The sequence below is a fragment of the Pseudomonas sp. WS 5411 genome (assembly GCF_012985595.1).
GTDB classification, from domain to species: Bacteria; Pseudomonadota; Gammaproteobacteria; order Pseudomonadales; family Pseudomonadaceae; genus Aquipseudomonas; species Aquipseudomonas shahriarae.
On sequence record NZ_JAARMC010000020.1, the window covers coordinates 72,727 to 90,239 of the forward strand.

The 17,513-nt window shown below is 56.7% G+C and carries 17 protein-coding genes and 5 pseudogenes; 14 read left to right on the forward strand and 8 right to left on the reverse strand.

Annotated features, from left to right (window positions below; all coding sequences use genetic code 11):
* The first annotated feature begins 86 nt into the window (after nt 1–86).
* The gene (locus HBR93_RS21355) at nt 87–668 is read left to right on the forward strand and encodes an HD domain-containing protein (RefSeq protein ID WP_057959727.1); all 582 of its coding nucleotides are present in this window, start codon (nt 87–89) and stop codon (nt 666–668) included.
* Here HBR93_RS21355 and HBR93_RS21360 read toward each other — a convergent pair.
* Nucleotides 665–877: pseudogene (locus HBR93_RS21360) on the reverse strand (helix-turn-helix domain-containing protein); the annotation flags it as partial. The gene HBR93_RS21355 and the pseudogene HBR93_RS21360 sit on opposite strands and share 4 nt — an antisense overlap.
* Nucleotides 878–1,303: 426 nt before the next feature.
* On the opposite strand from HBR93_RS21360, the gene HBR93_RS21365 reads away from it, so the two are divergent.
* The 3 genes and pseudogenes from HBR93_RS21365 to HBR93_RS21375 all read left to right on the forward strand — a co-directional run bounded on the left by HBR93_RS21365 (nt 1,304) and on the right by HBR93_RS21375 (nt 3,685).
* Nucleotides 1,304–2,158: an EamA family transporter gene (locus HBR93_RS21365; RefSeq protein WP_128593695.1), complete on the forward strand. Its 855-nt coding sequence runs from the start codon at nt 1,304–1,306 to the stop codon at nt 2,156–2,158.
* Between the two features lie 259 nt (nt 2,159–2,417).
* Nucleotides 2,418–2,906: pseudogene (locus HBR93_RS21370) on the forward strand (ATP-binding protein); the annotation flags it as partial.
* Nucleotides 2,907–3,229: 323 nt separating this feature from the next.
* Complete coding sequence (locus HBR93_RS21375) at nt 3,230–3,685, forward strand: hypothetical protein (protein ID WP_057438411.1); 456 nt, start codon at nt 3,230–3,232, stop codon at nt 3,683–3,685.
* Between the two features lie 222 nt (nt 3,686–3,907).
* On the opposite strand, the gene HBR93_RS21380 is transcribed toward HBR93_RS21375, so the two are convergent.
* Both HBR93_RS21380 and HBR93_RS21385 read right to left on the reverse strand, forming a co-directional pair.
* A complete protein-coding gene (locus HBR93_RS21380) occupies nt 3,908–5,320 on the reverse strand; it encodes an amidase (RefSeq protein WP_169961033.1) in 1,413 nt (470 codons plus the stop codon).
* An 87-nt stretch (nt 5,321–5,407) separates the two neighbouring features.
* Nucleotides 5,408–6,700, reverse strand: a complete 1,293-nt coding sequence (locus HBR93_RS21385; protein ID WP_120732979.1) for an MFS transporter — start codon at nt 6,698–6,700, stop codon at nt 5,408–5,410.
* A gap of 98 nt (nt 6,701–6,798) precedes the next feature.
* Here HBR93_RS21385 and HBR93_RS21390 point away from each other — a divergent pair, with 98 nt between their 5' ends.
* The gene (locus HBR93_RS21390) at nt 6,799–7,782 is read left to right on the forward strand and encodes an Lrp/AsnC family transcriptional regulator (RefSeq protein ID WP_169961034.1); all 984 of its coding nucleotides are present in this window, start codon (nt 6,799–6,801) and stop codon (nt 7,780–7,782) included.
* Between the two features lie 78 nt (nt 7,783–7,860).
* Here HBR93_RS21390 and HBR93_RS27060 read toward each other — a convergent pair whose 3' ends face one another.
* Nucleotides 7,861–7,995 (reverse strand): hypothetical protein, encoded by a 135-nt coding sequence (locus HBR93_RS27060; protein ID WP_262377348.1) that lies wholly within the window; start codon nt 7,993–7,995, stop codon nt 7,861–7,863.
* 31 nt (nt 7,996–8,026) lie between these two features.
* Nucleotides 8,027–9,193, reverse strand: coding sequence for an MFS transporter (locus HBR93_RS21395; RefSeq protein ID WP_057438413.1), 1,167 nt, complete (start codon nt 9,191–9,193; stop codon nt 8,027–8,029).
* Nucleotides 9,194–9,287: 94 nt separating this feature from the next.
* Here HBR93_RS21395 and HBR93_RS21400 point away from each other — a divergent pair, with 94 nt between their 5' ends.
* The 4 genes and pseudogenes from HBR93_RS21400 to HBR93_RS21415 all read left to right on the forward strand — a co-directional run.
* The gene (locus HBR93_RS21400; RefSeq protein WP_057438414.1) at nt 9,288–10,181 is read left to right on the forward strand and encodes a LysR substrate-binding domain-containing protein; all 894 of its coding nucleotides are present in this window, start codon (nt 9,288–9,290) and stop codon (nt 10,179–10,181) included.
* Nucleotides 10,182–10,593: 412 nt separating this feature from the next.
* Nucleotides 10,594–11,037 (forward strand): GNAT family N-acetyltransferase, encoded by a 444-nt coding sequence (locus tag HBR93_RS21405; RefSeq protein ID WP_169961035.1) that lies wholly within the window; start codon nt 10,594–10,596, stop codon nt 11,035–11,037.
* 124 nt (nt 11,038–11,161) lie between these two features.
* The gene (locus HBR93_RS21410) at nt 11,162–11,572 is read left to right on the forward strand and encodes a VOC family protein (RefSeq protein WP_169961036.1); all 411 of its coding nucleotides are present in this window, start codon (nt 11,162–11,164) and stop codon (nt 11,570–11,572) included.
* Nucleotides 11,573–11,659: 87 nt separating this feature from the next.
* Nucleotides 11,660–11,877, forward strand: a pseudogene (locus HBR93_RS21415) (transposase); the annotation flags it as partial.
* A 19-nt stretch (nt 11,878–11,896) separates the two neighbouring features.
* On the opposite strand, the gene HBR93_RS21420 reads toward HBR93_RS21415, so the two are convergent.
* Entirely contained in the window at nt 11,897–12,829 is a 933-nt protein-coding gene (locus HBR93_RS21420) for a LysR family transcriptional regulator (protein ID WP_057959721.1), read from the reverse strand.
* A gap of 109 nt (nt 12,830–12,938) precedes the next feature.
* Between HBR93_RS21420 and HBR93_RS21425 the strand changes: the two genes are divergently transcribed.
* The 4 genes from HBR93_RS21425 to HBR93_RS21440 all read left to right on the forward strand — a co-directional run bounded on the left by HBR93_RS21425 (nt 12,939) and on the right by HBR93_RS21440 (nt 16,773).
* The gene (locus HBR93_RS21425; RefSeq protein ID WP_169961037.1) at nt 12,939–14,024 is read left to right on the forward strand and encodes a TauD/TfdA family dioxygenase; all 1,086 of its coding nucleotides are present in this window, start codon (nt 12,939–12,941) and stop codon (nt 14,022–14,024) included.
* A 4-nt stretch (nt 14,025–14,028) separates the two neighbouring features.
* Complete coding sequence (locus tag HBR93_RS21430; protein ID WP_032859412.1) at nt 14,029–14,787, forward strand: TSUP family transporter; 759 nt, start codon at nt 14,029–14,031, stop codon at nt 14,785–14,787.
* Nucleotides 14,788–14,803: 16 nt separating this feature from the next.
* Nucleotides 14,804–15,283 (forward strand): YbaK/prolyl-tRNA synthetase associated domain-containing protein, encoded by a 480-nt coding sequence (locus tag HBR93_RS21435; RefSeq protein WP_169961038.1) that lies wholly within the window; start codon nt 14,804–14,806, stop codon nt 15,281–15,283.
* 275 nt (nt 15,284–15,558) lie between these two features.
* Nucleotides 15,559–16,773: an aldose 1-epimerase family protein gene (locus HBR93_RS21440; protein WP_169961039.1), complete on the forward strand. Its 1,215-nt coding sequence runs from the start codon at nt 15,559–15,561 to the stop codon at nt 16,771–16,773.
* A 9-nt stretch (nt 16,774–16,782) separates the two neighbouring features.
* On the opposite strand, the pseudogene HBR93_RS21445 reads toward HBR93_RS21440, so the two are convergent.
* Nucleotides 16,783–16,902 (reverse strand): annotated as a pseudogene (locus HBR93_RS21445) (hypothetical protein); the annotation flags it as partial.
* A 322-nt stretch (nt 16,903–17,224) separates the two neighbouring features.
* Here HBR93_RS21445 and HBR93_RS21450 point away from each other — a divergent pair.
* A pseudogene (locus tag HBR93_RS21450) lies at nt 17,225–17,386 on the forward strand (glutamate carboxypeptidase); the annotation flags it as partial.
* A gap of 18 nt (nt 17,387–17,404) precedes the next feature.
* Here HBR93_RS21450 and HBR93_RS21455 read toward each other — a convergent pair.
* Nucleotides 17,405–17,513 (reverse strand): IS3 family transposase (locus tag HBR93_RS21455; RefSeq protein ID WP_146047486.1); only part of this gene is annotated, 109 nt, incomplete at its 5' end.

The following is a 17,513-nucleotide window of genomic DNA, read 5'->3' on the forward strand; positions in this document are numbered from 1 at the left end:
ATGCGTGGACGCTGAACATCTTGAGATTTAGTCTGGCGTGAACAAGGTGAGCGGTATTCGGTTCGCCGACTGAATCAGAGGTTTTCATGGACATCGAAAAAATCAAAGGGCGCCTCGAATTTCTACGCGAGGCGGAAAAGCTCAAAGACGTGCTTAGAAGCGCGCACACCTCTTGCGGGCGCACCGAAAGCACGGCGGAGCATAGCTGGCGCCTTTGCCTGATGGCCATTGTCTTTGGGGACTACCTGACTGATCTCGATCGGCTGAAAATGCTCAAGATGTGTGTTATCCACGACTTGGGGGAGGCCATTAACGGAGATGTTCCCGCCATTAATCAAGATGCGTTTCCCAACAAGAGCGAGCAAGAGAGAAACGATCTCCTGCTCTTGACCAGTGCCCTGGATGAACCGTTAAAGGCCGAGATACTGGCGCTTTGGGATGACTATGAAAATGCTTCGTCGCCAGAGGCCGTAGCCGTCAAGGCGCTGGATAAGTTGGAGACGATGCTGCAGCACAACCAAGGCAAGAACCCAACGGGCTTCGATTACGAATTCAATCTTGCCTATGGCAAAAAATACACAGATGCCGCGCCGCTGTTTGAGGTGCTGCGCACTATCATCGACCAGGACACCAAAGAACACATACTGGCGAATTCTAAAAATCACTAAGTGGGTGCCGATTCGGGATGTGACTGAGGAGTCCCCTGAGTAGATCTCAAGTACTGATAAAGTGTCTGGCGACTGATTTCAAAGTCGCGCGCTAGTTTAGATTTACTTTTTCCAGCGCAGGCGCGGTCAATTAAGCTTACCACCAGATTGTTGGACGGTTTTTTCTTGCGGCCTCTGTAAACCCCACGCATCTTTGCGCCGGCAATTCCTAGATCCCGAAAGCCGACAGGTGACGGTCATCGCCATTGGGCGCACACCGCTAACAACGCCAAATATCAAGCATCCCGCCAAGTTCAGTGATGCGTTGCAGGTGGCCATGTCACAAAGTGGTTGAAGCGGTGTAGAGAACAACAAAGCCTCGATCTTCGAAGTGGTCTCGGACGGGGCCGAGGCGAGGTATTTGATAAAAGGATTGGTAGAAATGTTTGCATTCGATTTTTTTTGGGGGGCTACGACGCCTATCGCTACTTACAACCTGAAGGCTATGATCTGTTGCTCAAAAGTAGGGCCAATATCCCGATGACCATCGGCATACTCTACAAGGCCATGAGGGCCCGACGCAGGAACACTTAGGAGTCTGAAGGACTCTCGATGTGCAAAGCGAGCATCTATAAGGACAAAACGTGGATGTACTAATGGGGTTGCTGGCTGCCTTACTCTGGGGCGGTACAGATTTTTTAGTGGGCCTAAACGCTCGCGCAGTCGGCGTCAAACGCGCCGTGTTTTTCGGTCAGACGATGGGTTTTGCCATCATGAGCATGCTGCTGATCGTGTTCCCGACCTTCATTCTTAAATCCATGGCAGCACCATTCGATATTTGGCTCATCGGCATCGCCGCTGCCGTTTTGACTGTGTTCGGCGCCTTGGCCCTGTCCAAAGCGTTCGCACTTGGCAAAGCTTCTATCGTTGCGCCGCTGGTGACGTCCTACGGTGTGGTTACGACATTGCTGTCATGGGCTGGCGGTGAGCAGATCAGTCTAATCCAGTTGCTGTGCATCGCCTTGTGCGTGCTCGGAGTAATTCTCTCCAGCATTCACTCTGACTCGAAAGTGCCACACACTACGCAGGCCAGTAGTTCAATTTCCTTTGCATTACTGGCGGCTGTGTTCTTCGGCACCAGTTTTTGGTTGCAGGGGCATTTCGTTCTCCCCGTCCTCGGACCAGTGACCATGCTTTGGCTGGCCTATCTGGTCGGGCTGATTGTAATGTTCGTTATGGTTTTGAAGATCAAGGAAGGGTTGAAATTTCCGCCCTTAAAAAACTGCATGGCGCTAACGGGCGTGAGCCTGATGAACCTAGGTGGTTTTTCGGCGTTCGCTTATGGAGCGGTGTCGGGATCAGTTTCGGTGGTGACAGTAATCAGCACATTGTCGGGCGGTATCGCGGCAATTTTGGGTTATGTGTTTTTCAAGGAACGACTGGGAAAGGTGCAGGTGCTGGGCGTTGTTCTGGTACTGGGCGGTGCATTTGTGCTGCACCTGAAAACCTGATATGTGCGCTCAAAAAAAGTAAGCGTATATCCAACACACGTTCACATGACCGACGGTGTGTGGTTCAGCCCGTCGACGGCATCCTGTATTTGCCGACCTGTAACGGATGGCCAAGAGATAAGCGCAGTGCATCTTCGCCGCACCGAATACGGCACTCTGGCCGATGCTGGCGACTAGCCGATTCGACCCGAAGTGAGGTATCTGTGGTTGCTTCGACGCTTTTGTATGAGCATCATCAGGGTTCGACAAGGAGACGTCCCCTATGCCCAAACCCGTGCTTCATCTGATCTCAGGCAAGATTGCATCCGGCAAATCAACGCTGGCCAAAAGTTTGGCAGCCGAACAGTCGGCGATTCTGCTGAGTGAGGATCATTGGCTGTCACGGCTTTACCCTAATCAGATCAAGTCAGTAACCGATTACGTGCGCCTGTCGCGCCAGATTAGAGAGGTGGTGGGCCCGCTCGTCGTCGATGTGCTGAATACTGGCGTGACGGTGGTCTTGGATTTTCCCGCCAACACCCCTGAAGATCGACAATGGTTGCGCGGCCTCGCTGACTCAGCCGGGGTTGCCCATTGTGTCCACTACCTTGAGGTGGACGATGAGACCTGTCGAGGCAGGTTGCATATCCGCAACCGCCGCGCCGACCATGAGTTTGCGGCGACAGATGCTGAGTTCGATCTGATCACTAGCTACTTTCGGGCCCCGGACGAGGATGAAGGACTCCAGATTAAAATCCACCGTCTTTGACGGGTAGCAGCGCCTAGGGATGGCATCCTACGTGTCCGCTTAGGCTGACTGCTGCCCCATGGCGGCCAGTCAGCATTTAGCGAAATCGAGAGCCTCTTGCCTGTCGCGGTTATGCAATCTGTTGCTAAGCGAATTTGCCGAACTTCATCAGGCTGGCCCAGGTGCACACCGGTTCACGTCGCGAGCGCACTGCCAGCAAGCGCCGGGGTTCACAAAGTCGTAAACCCAGTACTCCCTTTTAATTTACCATTCGCAGGCGGTCCGTTCCGACGCCGCTCAGCCCACGCCGCACTCCGAATTTCAAATGGAAGGATCCCCGTTTCATGTCCAATACTTTGTTCCGCACACTTGCCTTGTCCAGCTTGTTAGTTCTCGCCAGCTGCACCACTGCAACGCCAACCGTATCGACGCCTGTTACCTCCAAGGCCATCGAAGCCTTCGTCGACATCTGCCTGAAGACCGCCCCCTCATTCGCCGGCTCTGCAGAAGCGGCCAAGCGGTTCGGCATCAACGACCTCCAGGACATGGGCTTCATGCGCAGCGGCTTCACCGCAGACAAAAACCTCTCCGTACAACTCTCTGAAAAGGAATGTGTCGTTACCACTCCGACGCAACCCGACGACAGCCTGACCCGCCAACTGTTGAGTGCCGCGCAGACTTACTCGCAAACGCCGGTAGCAGATCGTGTGCCATCGAAGGTGCGTATCCAGGACAACAACTTTATTCTTCATCATGACCGCAACGGCGGTGAAGCGTATGTGCTAATGCGGAACAAGTAATTAGCACTTTTACCCCGCGTACGAAAAAGCCCACAAAGTGGGCTTTTTTTGTGTCTTCGTGATTGCGCTACGTGTGTTGCAGTTCGACGGCGCCCTGGATATGGAGAACACACGTGGTTACCGGGACTTAGTCACCGAGGACTGCAGGAATTAATGGCCGCGACTACGGCTCTCACTGGCCGATTTCTGCCTTTCGCGAGGTTAGCAATCGACTGCGCAGGCTTAAAGCCTCCATCGCCCAAGTTCAGGCCTACGCTCGTCAAGTAAAAGCGAAGGTGCCATGGCGCTCGCTGTTTTCAGTAAGTGCATGTCTGTAAACACCGGGGATAGTAGCTGCATGCCAATCGGCATCTGTGCTTCATCGAAACCGGCAGGTAGGGCGATTGCTGGAATGCCGAGGTAATTACCGGCCCGGCTGAACTTTCCAATACTGGCGTGGTTGGTGTCCTCGTCATCTAGGGGCAGGGCACCGTGGCTGCTGACAGGCATCAGCAAAACACCGGATACGCCGATCGCTCGCGTGAAGGCCTCGGTTGTCTTTACACGCTGCGCAACCGCGTGTTCGTAGGTGTCACGGCTGATCTGCGCGCCCGCAAGGATCCGATGGCGCACCACCTTCCAGAGTAGCTGCGCGGGGTCATGTGCAAGGTGCCCAAACTCGCGATAACCCTCATAAGCAATGATCATCGAATTGCACTCGGAAAGCTGGCCGATATCCAATTCCTCATTGGGAAGCCAGCTCTCGAGCGTCCAGCCAGCCGCATTAAGATTGGCCAAGGCCTGGTCCCATACCCGGCGGGTACCCATGGACAGCGCACAGGGGAACGCACTCGGGTCCAGTACGAACACTGTGCCCGGCGTGGTGGGGAACAGCTCATTGCCAAGTTCAGACTGAACGTTCAACCCGTCGCGGCTAGATGGACTCGCAATGATGGCTGTGAGCGCATGGGTGTCGTAAACATCGCGGGCGATGGGGCCCAGCACGTCCAGGCTTGGTGCGAGTGGAACGACACCGTCCACGCTGATGAGTCCGCTGGACGGCTTGAATCCGACCAAATGATTCAGCGATGCGGGAGCGCGTATTGATCCGCCGGTATCACCACCCACTGCAATCGGTACAAGCCCTGCTGCGACAGCGACCGCCGCGCCTGAAGATGATCCGCCCGGAGCGCGATGCAGCTTGGCGTCCCAGGGGTTCCAGGGCGTGCCTCGGGTCGGGTTCTGTCCGGATAATCCAAAGGCAAATTCGGTCATCTGGGTCTTGCCCAGGATGACCATGCCGGCCGCCTGTAAACGTTGCGCGACGGTGCTGGTCACGGAACTGATCGTGGTCAGGCGGCTTAACGAGCCCGCCGATGCCAGGGTGTTGGCGATTTCGATATTGTCCTTGATGGCAACCGGCACGCCATGCAACGCACTCAATGGGCGCCCTGTATCGAGCGCAATATCGGCGGCATCGGCTGCCGCCAAAGCTTGCTCGGCGAACACCACCGTGAACGCGTTAAGCGCACCGCCGAGAGCAATACGGTCCAGAAAGTATTGCGTGACGGCGCGCGAGGTGATCTGCCGGGTAGCGATCAGATGGGCGATCTGCAGAGCAGTCTGGAAACAAAGGGCTTCGGGTCTTTCGTGCATAAGTTTTAGGTTCTAAAATTTGTGGGTCGGTATCCCCGTGTTCGACGGGCGTTGACGGGGATCGCATAGTGTTGTTGGAGCCAGTGACTATTTCAGTGGTTTTCCGGCTGTCTCTGGCATTTTGATGAAGGTAAGAAGGGTGAGTGCAGCGCCTGCAAGCACGTAATAGAAGAACCAGCTCTCTTGACCGTGGCTCTGCAGCCAGGTCAGCAAATACGGCGTGGTACCGCCGAGCAAAGCCACCATCAGGTTGTAGGGCGCACCAATGCCGACGGCGCGAACGCTGCTCGGGAATTGCTCAGACATGATGGCTGGAGCGATCGAGGTATAAAGCGCGTAGAGCAACAGGCCGAACAACTCCACCATCAGGATCGACGAAAATGTCGGCTGCATGTTGGTAATAATCGGGTAGAAAAACAGTAGGTAACCCAGGGCGAAAACAATCAGTTGCGGCTTGCGCCCGAACTTGTCAGAGAGCATGCCGAAAAGTGGGTGCACGAGCATGAACGCAACCATGGCAACCGTATTTGCAGCGAACGCTGTCGAGGACTCCACGTGCAGTGCTCGGATGGCATAGGTCGGGATGTAGATAACGAACAGGTAAAAGGCAAATGTGCTCAGGATCGAAAATCCCACAATTCGTAGGGTCTCGCGTGGGTAATCGCGCAGTAGGGTGCGTAGAGGTTGTTTCTCGACTTTATTAGGGGCTTGCGCCTTGGAACCTTCAGCTTCAGGCACCGACATACGCAGCCAAATGCCTGCGATACCGCCCAAGGCACCGAGCAAGAACGGAATTCGCCAGCCGAACTCTCTCATCTGCTCGTCGGTAAGGAGGGTGGTGAGTGCCCAGCCGATCGCCGATGCGGTCAGAATGCCTGCGGCGGAACTGAAGAATACAAAGCTCGAAAAAAAGCCGCGACGGTGATCTGGCGCTAACTCGGCAAGGTAAGTAGAGGCTGACGCGTATTCACCTCCCAACGACAAACCTTGCATCAGTCGCGCTATTACCAGCAACACCGGCGCGAGCAGACCGATCTGCTCGTAAGTGGGAGTAATGCCGATCATCAGTGAGCCGCCAGCCATCAGCATGATGGTGACTCCTAATGCTGATTTGCGGCCATAACGATCAGAATATATGCCTAACGCCCAACCGCCGATTGGACGCATGAAGAAACCGACGGCGAAAATAGCGAAAGTCGCCAATAGAGAGGCCGTTTCGTCTGTTTTCGGAAAGAATTGTGTGGAAAAGAACACCGCGAACGACGCATAGATCGTCCAGTCGAACCACTCGACCGCATTACCAATGCTGCCGGCAGCAATTTTGCGCGCGGTTGATACCTGCGGCTTTGCCGCTTCGGACGTTTGAGTCGCATAATTCATTGGCTTGTGCCTTTGGTTTTTGAATTGTAATTATTTTTGGACATGTGCGGCTTTGTTTTGTTCTAATTTAGCCACTTTAGTGAAGGTATTGTAAGATTATGGTCTCGTCAATCGTCGATACGGATGAAAAAAGACATTTTCCGCTGGATGAAACCGATTTGGCCTGCCTGATTGCGCTACAAGCAAATCCTCGCGGTACTTGGCGGGACCTGAGTGCGTGCTGCGACGTGGCGGAGCGTACGCTTTCGCGGCGCCTGCAACGCCTGATGGACAGTGGCTATATCCGGGTGATCGGAGAGCTTGATCCGGTAGTCGTAGGTAGCGGCCCGGTGCTGCATGCATGGATTCGGGTGGCCGATGGGCGTCAGAGGGAAGTGGCGGAGCACTTGACGCAGTTGGCGCAGACCCAGGTGGTCATGGCGACAACTGGAGAATTCGACATCTTCACCGAGATCAATTTGCCGAGTGTGGAAGCGCTTTCTGACATGGTGGTGCGAGCGTTGCCGCTGGTGCCAGGGGTAAAGCAGGTTCAATCGCAAGTGGTGCTCAGATCGTTCCGACGAGCGAGTCGCTGGCGGATTGATGGTTCGGTGCCTACTGAGCCGTTGCGGGCCGGGCCTGTGAGCCTGAATGCTGATGAGATGCGGCTACTGGACGCGTTAATGCTGGATGGGCGGGCCAGCCTGGGCGTGCTGGCCGAAACGTGTGGCGTCAGCGAACCGAAGGCTCAGCGGATGCTAAGCGGGCTTGTCGACAGTAGTGCACTGACCTTTCGTGTGGAACTTGAGCCTTTGTTGGTTGGCTATGGGGTCGAGGCGATTCTGTCGTTACAAACTCGGCCTGGTGCGGCGGAGGGTATTGCCCTGGAGCTGGCGAAGGACGAACACACCCGTTGCCTATTTGGTACCAGTGGAAGCTCGCAGTTGTTTTGGCATGTGTTGTGTCGTGATATTCATGATCTGTGGACCGTCTCAACCGCCCGAATGGGGGCCCTTGAGGGGATCATTTCTTGTGAAACCAATACGGTGGTCAGAGCCTATAAAAGGGCAGGGCGAGTGCGTCGCGGGCTTATGGTTGAGTAGTGTTCGGGCCTACCTTCCAGCCAGCAAAAATAATCCCCGAAACTGGGGATTATTTTTCTGGCGGTGGTAACCGACGATTTATGGCTTGTCGACGCCCTTCGACAGCGCATACGCAATGATGTAGTCGCCCACATCGGGCGAATGACTCATGTCGGCGGCCGAAATCACCACAACGGAGTCCTTGAACATGATCCGGCAGGTACTGAGGCCCACAGGGGGGCTCGGTCAGTGGCTCACATCCTCCTCACACCACCGCTGCCGCCACCGCCCTCGACCGCCAAGCAAACCCCAGCACCATCAACAACCCCAGCCCCGCCATTGCCGCTCCAGCCAGGGAAATCGCCGGATAACCCAACCCGGCGTTGATCACCGCGCCGCCCAGTGCCGCACCAATCGCGTTGCCGAAGTTGAAGGCGCCGATGTTCACCGCCGAGGCCAGGTTGGGGGCGTCCTTGGCGGCTTCCATCACGCGCATCTGCAGCGGCGGTACCAGGGCGAAGCTGGCGATGCCCCATATCAGGATGGCCACGGCAGCTGGCAACGGCCAGCGCATCAGTACGGTGAACGCCAGCAAGACGGCAATCAGCACGCTCAACGATACGATCAGGGTGCGATCTATCGAGCGGTCGGCAGCCTTGCCACCCCACATGTTGCCCAGTGTCAGCCCCACGCCGAACAGCACCAGCATCGCGGTGATGTAGGCGGTGGACGCGTGGGTCTCGCTGCTGAGGATCGGCGCGATGTAGGTGAAGACGGTAAACATGGCACCCGAGCCGACTACGGTGAGGGCCAACGCACCCAGCACCGGGCCACGGCCCAGTACGCGAATTTCGGCCATTACTCCGACGCTTGGCGGCGTCTTCAGGTTGGGCAGGGCGAACCACAATGCGGCCATGGCCACCACGCCGAGGCCGGTAATGCCCCAGAACGCGGTGCGCCAACCGAACAGTTCGCCAAACCAGGCAGCCAGCGGCACACCGCCGATGGTCGCCAGGGTGAGGCCCATAAACATTGCCGCCACCGCGCCGGCGCGTTTCTCTGGGGCGACCACGCTGGCGGCGACGATGGAGCCCACGCCAAAAAACGCGCCGTGGTTCAGTGAGGTCACCACCCTGGCGACCATGAGGCTGTAGTAATCGGTCGCCAGGGCTGACATCAGATTGCCCAGGGTGAAAATCGCCATAAGCCCTATCAGCAGGTAGCGCCGGGGAATCCTGCCGGTGGTCAGGGTCATCAGTGGCGCGCCGAGCAGTACGCCCAGGGCGTAAGCGCTCACCAACAGGCCCGCAGCAGGAATCGAAACGCCGAGGTCCGCCGCAATGCTCGGCAACATGCCCATGGGGGCGAACTCGGTAACGCCGATGCCAAAGGCACCCATGGCGAGTGCAACGAGGGGTGGATTGATACGCATGAAAGGCTCCTTATCTATGCCGCCAATGCTACGATCCAGACTTCTGAGGCGGTAGATAGCATTTTTGGCAATCACCTTTGCGCAAGAGGCACAAATGGACTTCAACGGCAGATCCGGTGAAATGCTTGTGTTCGCCAGCGTGGCGCAGGAGGGCAGCCTCTCGGCGGCCGCCCGTGCATTGGGGCTGACACCCTCGGCGGTCAGCCGGATCATCGCGCGTACCGAACTACGCCTTGGCACCCGGCTGCTGTTGCGCACCACTCGCGCGATCATCTTCACCGCCGAGGGCGAGGCGTTCCTGCGCGGTGCCCGACGTATCCTGGCGGACATGAACGAGATGGAAGAGGCCATCGCCGACCAGGGCGTGCCCAGGGGCCGATTACGGGTCAGCGCCGCCCTTGGCCATGGGCGGCAGACCATCGTTCCCTTGGTGGCGGCATTCAGCGCGCAGTACCCGAACATCGTCGTCGACCTCAACCTTGGCGACGAAGTGGTCGACATTCTTGGCGGCCAAGCCGACGTAGCAATACGCTTTGGCCATCTGCCCGACAGCCCGCTGACCGCACGCAGGCTCGGCGACACCGGTGAGGTCGTGGTGGCATCGCCCGAGTATCTAGAGCGCCACGGCACCCCCCAGGAACCGGAAGACCTGCTCCGGCACAACTGCCTGGGTTTCAACTTCCGGCGTGCCGAGCCCAACTGGCCATTCATCCGCGACGGGAAAGAATTTTCCCTGAAGGTCAGCGGCAACATCGAATGCAGCAGCGGTGAAGCGCTGGCACAACTTGCGCGAGTCGGTGCCGGCATTGCGCGTATCGGCGAGTTCACCGTAAACGAGGATCTGCAGCGCGGCGACCTGATACCACTGCTGCAAGCCTGGAACCCCGGTGACCGGGAACCGATTCATGCGGTGTTCGTAGGCGGCTCGGCAATGCCTGCGCGGGTGCGGTTGTTTGTGGACTTTTTGCTGGAACATCATCGGATCTAGGCGGTGGTGGCAGATCAGCTTTCCGGGGGAGGGGGCGCAGAGGGCAAGTCGTGACAAACGCGGTAGTGTGGTCTGCCTGATGGGAGAGGGGCTGCTTGCGGCCGATTCTGTTGAAAAAATCGGTTTTCCTAAGACACTCGAATATTGATGGATGAAAACACGTCTGTTGCACGCCGCTACGTGAAATCCAAGTCCTGAGCCTTCTGCCAGAAATTCAGTTTCAATCTCAGGCGCGTACTTTTTTGCAGTGGAATTCGAAGCCGACTTTCTCAACAGAACCGGCCGATTGCGGCCTCTCATGATGGACTGCAACCGGCCGAAGCGGCCGATCACACCCAGACCGTTGACCGGGGTTGACCTCCTCGTCATATCATAGGGTGCATGTCCCAATTCATTCCCATGAGGTCCCAGGATGGCGCTCATATTAAGGCAAGCCTGCGTTGCCGATATTCCTTCGATATACAGGGGCGAGCAGGACTACATACGGCGTTGGGAACCTGATCACGAAGATGCATGGCGGCTACAGTTGGAGCGACACCTTACCCGTTGGGTAGAGAACTTTGATCGATTGACGGTAGCAATAAAAGATAACCAGTTCGCTGGGTACTCGTTATGGGTCCCAGAGCAGGATTACGCGGAGCTTTGCACAATCAACGTCAGTCAGATCTGCAGGCGAAACGGTATTGGACGAACACTGCTGGACGCCTATGCAGCCACAGCAAAGCAAAGGGGTTTCACCCGTCTGAGCTTAAGCGTGCATCCTGATAACCCAGCTGGGCTCATGTATGAGCGAGCAGGTTTCATCTGTATGGGGACAGGTTCACATGGCTACCTTCGATACGAGCGGCCTAGCTGAATCATCGCAGACTTTCTGCTTCAATTCTAAAGCGGTTGAACGACTGCTTCTGGCTGATTGTGTTGAAAAAAGTCGACGTTGGTATGCTTAACCCCTCTCATCGACTTGTTCTGGATAGGTGCTCATGTTGACTGGCTTGAATCACCTTACGTTGGCGACTGCGAACCTTCCTCGCAGTATCGAATTTTATGTGGGGCTACTCGGCTTTAGGCTGGCTGCTCGCTGGGAAACGGGGGCCTATCTTACCCTTGGCGATCTCTGGCTTTGTTTGTCTTTCGATGAGAACTGTGCCTCAGAAAAGCATCCTGATTACACTCACTATGCGTTTTCGGTGGGGCAGGACGATTTTGAAAATTTAACTATTTGCTTGCGGTTACGGAACGTTATCGAGTGGAAAACCAATTCGAGCGAGGGTGACTCGTTTTATTTCTCAGACCCCGACGGGCACCGACTGGAAGTGCATGTCGGAAGTCTGGCTTCGCGGCTTGAGCAATGTCGGCGCTATCCATACGCAGGTATGCAGTTCTTTGACTGACAGTTTTCGATCGATTTATTGAACAAGTAGCTCTCCTACCGGGCTCGCAGCAAAACATTCGCATCGGCCAGCGGGAGAGTAAGCAGCATGATGGGACAGTTATTGAGTGGGCAGGATCGACTGTCTTACTCGTTCAACCTTGAAGATCACATCCCAGCAAATCATCTTCTGCGCAGCATTGATCGGTGTCTCGATCTGGGCGGCCAGCGCCATTATCTCACCGAGTTCTATAGCCCATTGGGCGCCCTTCAATTGATCCTGAACTGATGATCCGCATGCTGGTCGTGGGTTACTGCTATGGCATTAGTGAGTCGCCCCGTAACCTCATATTAGTGCTGAGCCGCGTTTACATTCGAGGCTTTCACCTAAGCCACGGATCATCTCCATCAAGGCCTTCACCCGCATTGGCAAATTTCCGGCCGGGTACACCGCGTGCATCTGTGGGCTCTCACCGTTGCTGGAGGTGAGCTTGTACTCAGGACAAACCCGAAACAGGCGTCCCGCATCCACTTCGGGCTCCGCCATCCAATCTGCCAAGCGGGCGATCCCGACGCCCGCCAGGGCTGCCTGGAATACCGCCAGACCGGAGCTGAAACGAAATTTTGGATGCACCCGAAAGCTGATGGCCTGCTCCTCACTGCGAAAATTCCACTCCTTGAGAATCCGTGGCGCCGTATGCAGGATCAGCGAATGCGACTCCAGTGCCTCGATGGAGTCGGGCATGCCGTTGCGCTCCAGGTAGTCGGGGCTGGCGTACAGATAACGTGAGTAACTCCAGAGCGCAAAGCCGATCAAGTCGCTGGATTGTGGGAACGCACCGCGAATCGAGAAGTCCAGCTTGCTCTTGGCCGGGTCGATGATCTCATCGGTGAAAATCACATCGATGTTAACGTCCGGATAACGCTCGCAGTATTGCGCGATCAACCGGGGCAATACTCCGTGCCCGAGAACCTCGGGGGCGGAAAAACGGATCCAGCCGGAGGCCAGGCCGCTGAGACCGGCCAGGTCTTCATCCACCTCACGTTGCAGATCGAGCATTTTGTGCGCGTGGGGCAATAAGCATTCACCCGCTTCGGTCAAGGTCACGGCATTGGACGAGCGATGGAACAACTTGAGCCCCACACTTTCCTCCAGGGCTTGAACGGCACGGGTCAGTGCGCTGGGGGAGCGCCCCAGAGTCCGTGCCGCGGCGACGAAGCTGCGCTTGCGAGCCACAGTCGCGAAGGCTTCAAGTTCCCCCAACATATTCAATGCCACTCTCCACCTCATTGCATTTTTCACAACGCGGCATTGCAACACAAAAAAGGTCCTTCCGTTAACCTTCCCGTTCAACCCACAAGGATGGGGCAAACAGGAGCGCAAGGACGTGTCGAAGCTGGAAGAAGTAATCGGGAAAGCCGCAGCGGGTGTTGATGAAGTAATTCATGAATGGCAGGAAAAAAATTCAGTGACGTCGACCCGACGGGAGATACCGCAAATTCATCTGTCGCTCGAAGAACAACGCACACTTCAGGCCGGTCTGGCATCGCTGGACGTGACCGATAGCGCCTCGGGTATCCGCCACATGCAGGTCCTGGGGCTGTTGCTGGAAAGTGTCCTGTGCACCGAGAAAATCCAGCAGCTGCGCAATTTTCCACAGGCCCCTGAAGTGGCGATGATCATCAGGGGGCTGCCGCTGGACCCGCAACTGCCCGCCACGCCCTATGACCTGGAGCCGGGTATCGAGAACGTGCCGACGCTGGCCGGGGCTATTTTGTCCGTGCTGCAAACTCTGCAAACCTGTCCGCTGGCGTACGACGGTGAGAGCAACGACACGGTGTTCCGTCACGTATCGCCCAAGCATAAGCGAGAGACCGAAAAGAGCTCCTATGGCTCGCGCGCGGATCTGGACATGCATGTCGACAACCCTCACTTGCCTTTGACCTGCGAGCCCGTCTCGCAGTTGTCGGCCTGTCCGGAGTACCTGTCCCTGACCGGCCTGCGCTGCGAGCTCGACGTGCCGACGCGCATCGTCGCAATTGACGAGGTGCTGGCCATTCTGCCGGCCTGCGTCGAAGAAGAATTGTCACGACCGAACTTCACCGTTCGCCGACCGGCCTCCTTCGGCAAGCAGGGGAATGTGCTGGAAAACGTCCCCTTGCTGTACAGAAGCGCAAACGATGGCCTGTATTGCCGCTACAACAAAGCGAGTGTCGAAACGACCTGCGCCAATGCGCAGTTTGCCCTCCAGCTGTTCGCCGCCGCCGCCAATCATCCCGATGTCGTGCACCACATACTGCTGCAACCAGGGGACATGCTGGTCTTCAAGAACCAGCAAACCCTGCATGCCCGGGATGGTTTTACACCCCGTTACGACGGCCGTGATCGCTGGATGTTGCGTGTCTTCGGGGTCAATGATCCGGCACGCGTGGTGCCGCTGGACCCTCATCAACCCTACATAGTCAGAGCCTGATTTCATGGTCGATATTGTCATTCTTTGCGTGTTCGCCTTCGCCGCCGGCCTGATCGACGCGGCGGTGGGCGGCGGCGGACTGATCCAGATTCCCGCGCTGTTCAACGTGCTACCCAGCGCTCAACCGGCGGCGTTGCTGGGTACCAATAAGGTTGCGGCCGCCTGCGGCACGGCATTCGCGGCTCGGTCCTTCGTGCGCAAGGTGGTGATTGACTGGGGGCTTGTGATCCCCGCGGCCTGCGCGGCTTTTGTCATGGCCTTCTTTGGAGCCGCCACGGTGTCGTTCGTACCCCAGTCGATGATCCGGCCGGCGGTGCTGGTGTTGATTGTACTGATGGCGATCTACACCTTCTGGAAAAAAGATTTCGGCGCCCTGCACAAACCCATGCGTATCGGTACCAAGGAAAAACTGCTGGCGATCGTCATCGGCGGTGCCATCGGTTTCTACGATGGTCTGTTCGGTCCCGGTACTGGCAGCTTCCTGATCTTCCTGTTTATCCGCTGTTTCGCCTTCGACTTTCTTCATGCCTCGGCATCGGCCAAGCTAGTGAACATCGCGACCAACGTAGCGGCACTGATGTTCTTCATTCCGACGGGTAACGTGCTCTACCTGATCGCAATCCCCATGGCGGCATTCAACATCCTGGGCGCGCTCACTGGCACCTGGCTGGCGGTTCATAAAGGCGTGCCCTTTGTCCGGGCTCTATTCCTGGTGTTGCTGGTGATTCTGATCAGCAAACTGTCCTACGACCTGCTCCTGTAAACCAGAGGAAAACTACATGCATTCCATGTTCGATCGCCTCGTGGCACTACTCGATGCCCGCTCAGCCTCCTACCGGGTGTTGATGCACGATGCCGAGGGCCAGTCGGCGCGCGTCGCCGAAATCCGTGGCACCGAGCCCGGCCAGGGCGCGAAGGCCATGCTTTGCTCCCTCAAGGGGCAGGCCGGACCCTATGCACTGGTGATACTGCCGGGCGACCAGAAGCTGGACATGAAGAAAGTCGGAGCGGCCCTGGGTGGGAAAAAAGCCGAGCTGGTGAAGGCCGAAACCGCCATGGACCTGACCGGGTGCCGGATCGGCGCCATCCCTCCTTTTGTTTTCGATGAGCGGATTCAATTGATCGTCGATCCGGCCTTGACCACAGGCTACGCTGAAATAGCCTTCAACGCGGGGCGGCTGGATGCGTCGATGGTGCTCGATACGCAGGATTATCTGGCGATTGCCATGCCTCGATTGCTGGATATCAGCCTGGCCTGAGCAGACGTTTTCACAACGCCGCACAAAAGAAAAAGGGGACGGATCTATATCAAGGCCTATGGCTTTCACCCAGTCTTTGCCGATACGAGTGTATTGAAGAGTGGATAGAGGGGCTGAGGTATGCAGGCCACGAGAGCTAACCGTGTTTGCTCAGTGATCTCAAACTGCACTGGCCGCTGCATTGCCAACTTCGTCGGCGTTGGGTCGATTTTTAGCTTGCTGAAGCGTTTCATCAAGTTTATAAAAATGGCACAACTCCAAGAAAGGCTGCCGCCATGACCCCGCTCAAACTCTTTGTTGCCCTCAGCGCACTGTCCGCTGCCTCCCACGCCGTGGCTTGGGATTACGTTCTGCTCGACACCGACAAAGCTGCCCAGAACTGGCAGATCACCAGTCAGCAACTCGGACTAAAAACCGACAAACCCTTCAGCGTTACCCTGCGCACCTTGCACGGCGGTCGGCAGGAGGGCGTCAGCATCGTCGACATCGATAACGGCACGATGAAACTCTCGGTAGTGCCGACTCGCGGAATGAACGTCTTGCAGGCCTCGGTCGGCAATGTGCGCATGGGCTGGGATTCGCCGGTCAAGGAAGTGGTCAATCCGTCCTTCATCGAGCTCAATGGCCGCGGTGGTCTGGGCTGGTTGGAAGGTTTCAATGAGCTGGTCACCCGCTGCGGATACGAATGGGTCGGCCACCCAGGCATCGACAACGGCGAACTGCTGACCCTGCACGGTCGGGCCGCCAACATTCCTGCGAACAAAGTCACCCTGCATATCGATGAAAAACCACCGTACGCCATCACCCTACGCGGCGAACTGAAAGAGCAGGCGTTCAAGAAGGTCGACTTCTCGGTCGCGACCGAACTGGTCACCGAACCCGGCAGCGTCGTGTTCACCCTCAACGACACTCTGACCAACAACGGCGACTATCCGAAGGAATACCAGGCGCTGTATCACAGCAACTTCAGCACCCCGTTCCTGGAGCAGGGCGCCCGTTTTGCCGCGCCGGTGAAACAGGTGTCGCCGTTCAACGACAAGGCCAAGGGCGATCTGCCCGACTGGCAAACCTACCGCGCACCGACCAGGGACTACGACGAAACGGTTTACAACGTGGTGCCGTATGCCGATGCCAAGGGCGACACGTTGACCGTGTTGCACAACAAGGCCGGCAGCCTGGGCGTTTCGGTCGGCTTCAACACCCAGACACTGCCCGTGTTTTCCCTGTGGAAAAACACCGATACCCAAGGCCAGGGCTATGTCACGGGGCTGGAGCCGGGGACAAGTTTTTCCTACAACCGCCGTTATCAGCGGCCACTGAACCTGGTACCGACAATTGGGCCCAAGGAACACAAGCAGTTCCGCATCAGCTACAGCTTGTTGGCGGATAAGGTGGCGGTGGACAAGGCCTTGAAGCGGGTGAGCGAGATTCAGGATGGGCGGGAGACTGAGGTGCGGCAGACGCCGTTGGTTGATCTGAGCAAGGGGTGAGACCGGCTGGAGCATTGTCGGCCGATATTGCAGCCCCTCGGCCAAGTGTTTGTGTCTGATCCCGTCGGTTTGTTCAAGGTCCGTAAGCGAGCGTGCGACCTTGAGCAGTCGATGGGCTGCTCGCAACGATTCGGTTACTGTCGGCTCTTGGCCGATTCTGTTGAAAAAGTCGACTTCGTGTTGGCACCGAAGTCGAATTGACCCAGTTGCCGAGATACTGCTGACCCGGTCTAACGCCTCGAAAAACATTGCCCTTAATGGATTTGTACCGATAGGGAGGTGGGTTAGTCTTGCGTCAGTACATGGGTCAATTCTGTGTTGGCATTCATAGACAAACTATATTGCTGGTAACCGGCATTGCCTGCGGGAACGTCCGCAGCGATAGGTGGCGTTGACGAAATTTATGGGGTAAAGATGGGGCTTCAATTAGCAATGATCTGAAGGAGACAGCATGCTTATCCGACGTTCATCCATCGCCGCCGCGCTCGCGTGTTCATTCTTATCCTGTACCGCGTTTGCTACGGATTTGGCCCCCCAGTTGCTGAAAAAAGCCGAGGCCGAACAAAAATCCTATCTTGCCACCGTCAAAGAGCTGGTGGACATTGATACCGGATGAATCGCCCCGGATTCTCTAGACACCTTGCAAGCTCATTGCGTAACGTTTTTCAAACTCTACCGGTGACAGCTGATTGTTGAAACCATGGCGGCGTTTTGGGTTGTAGAACATCTCGATGTAATCG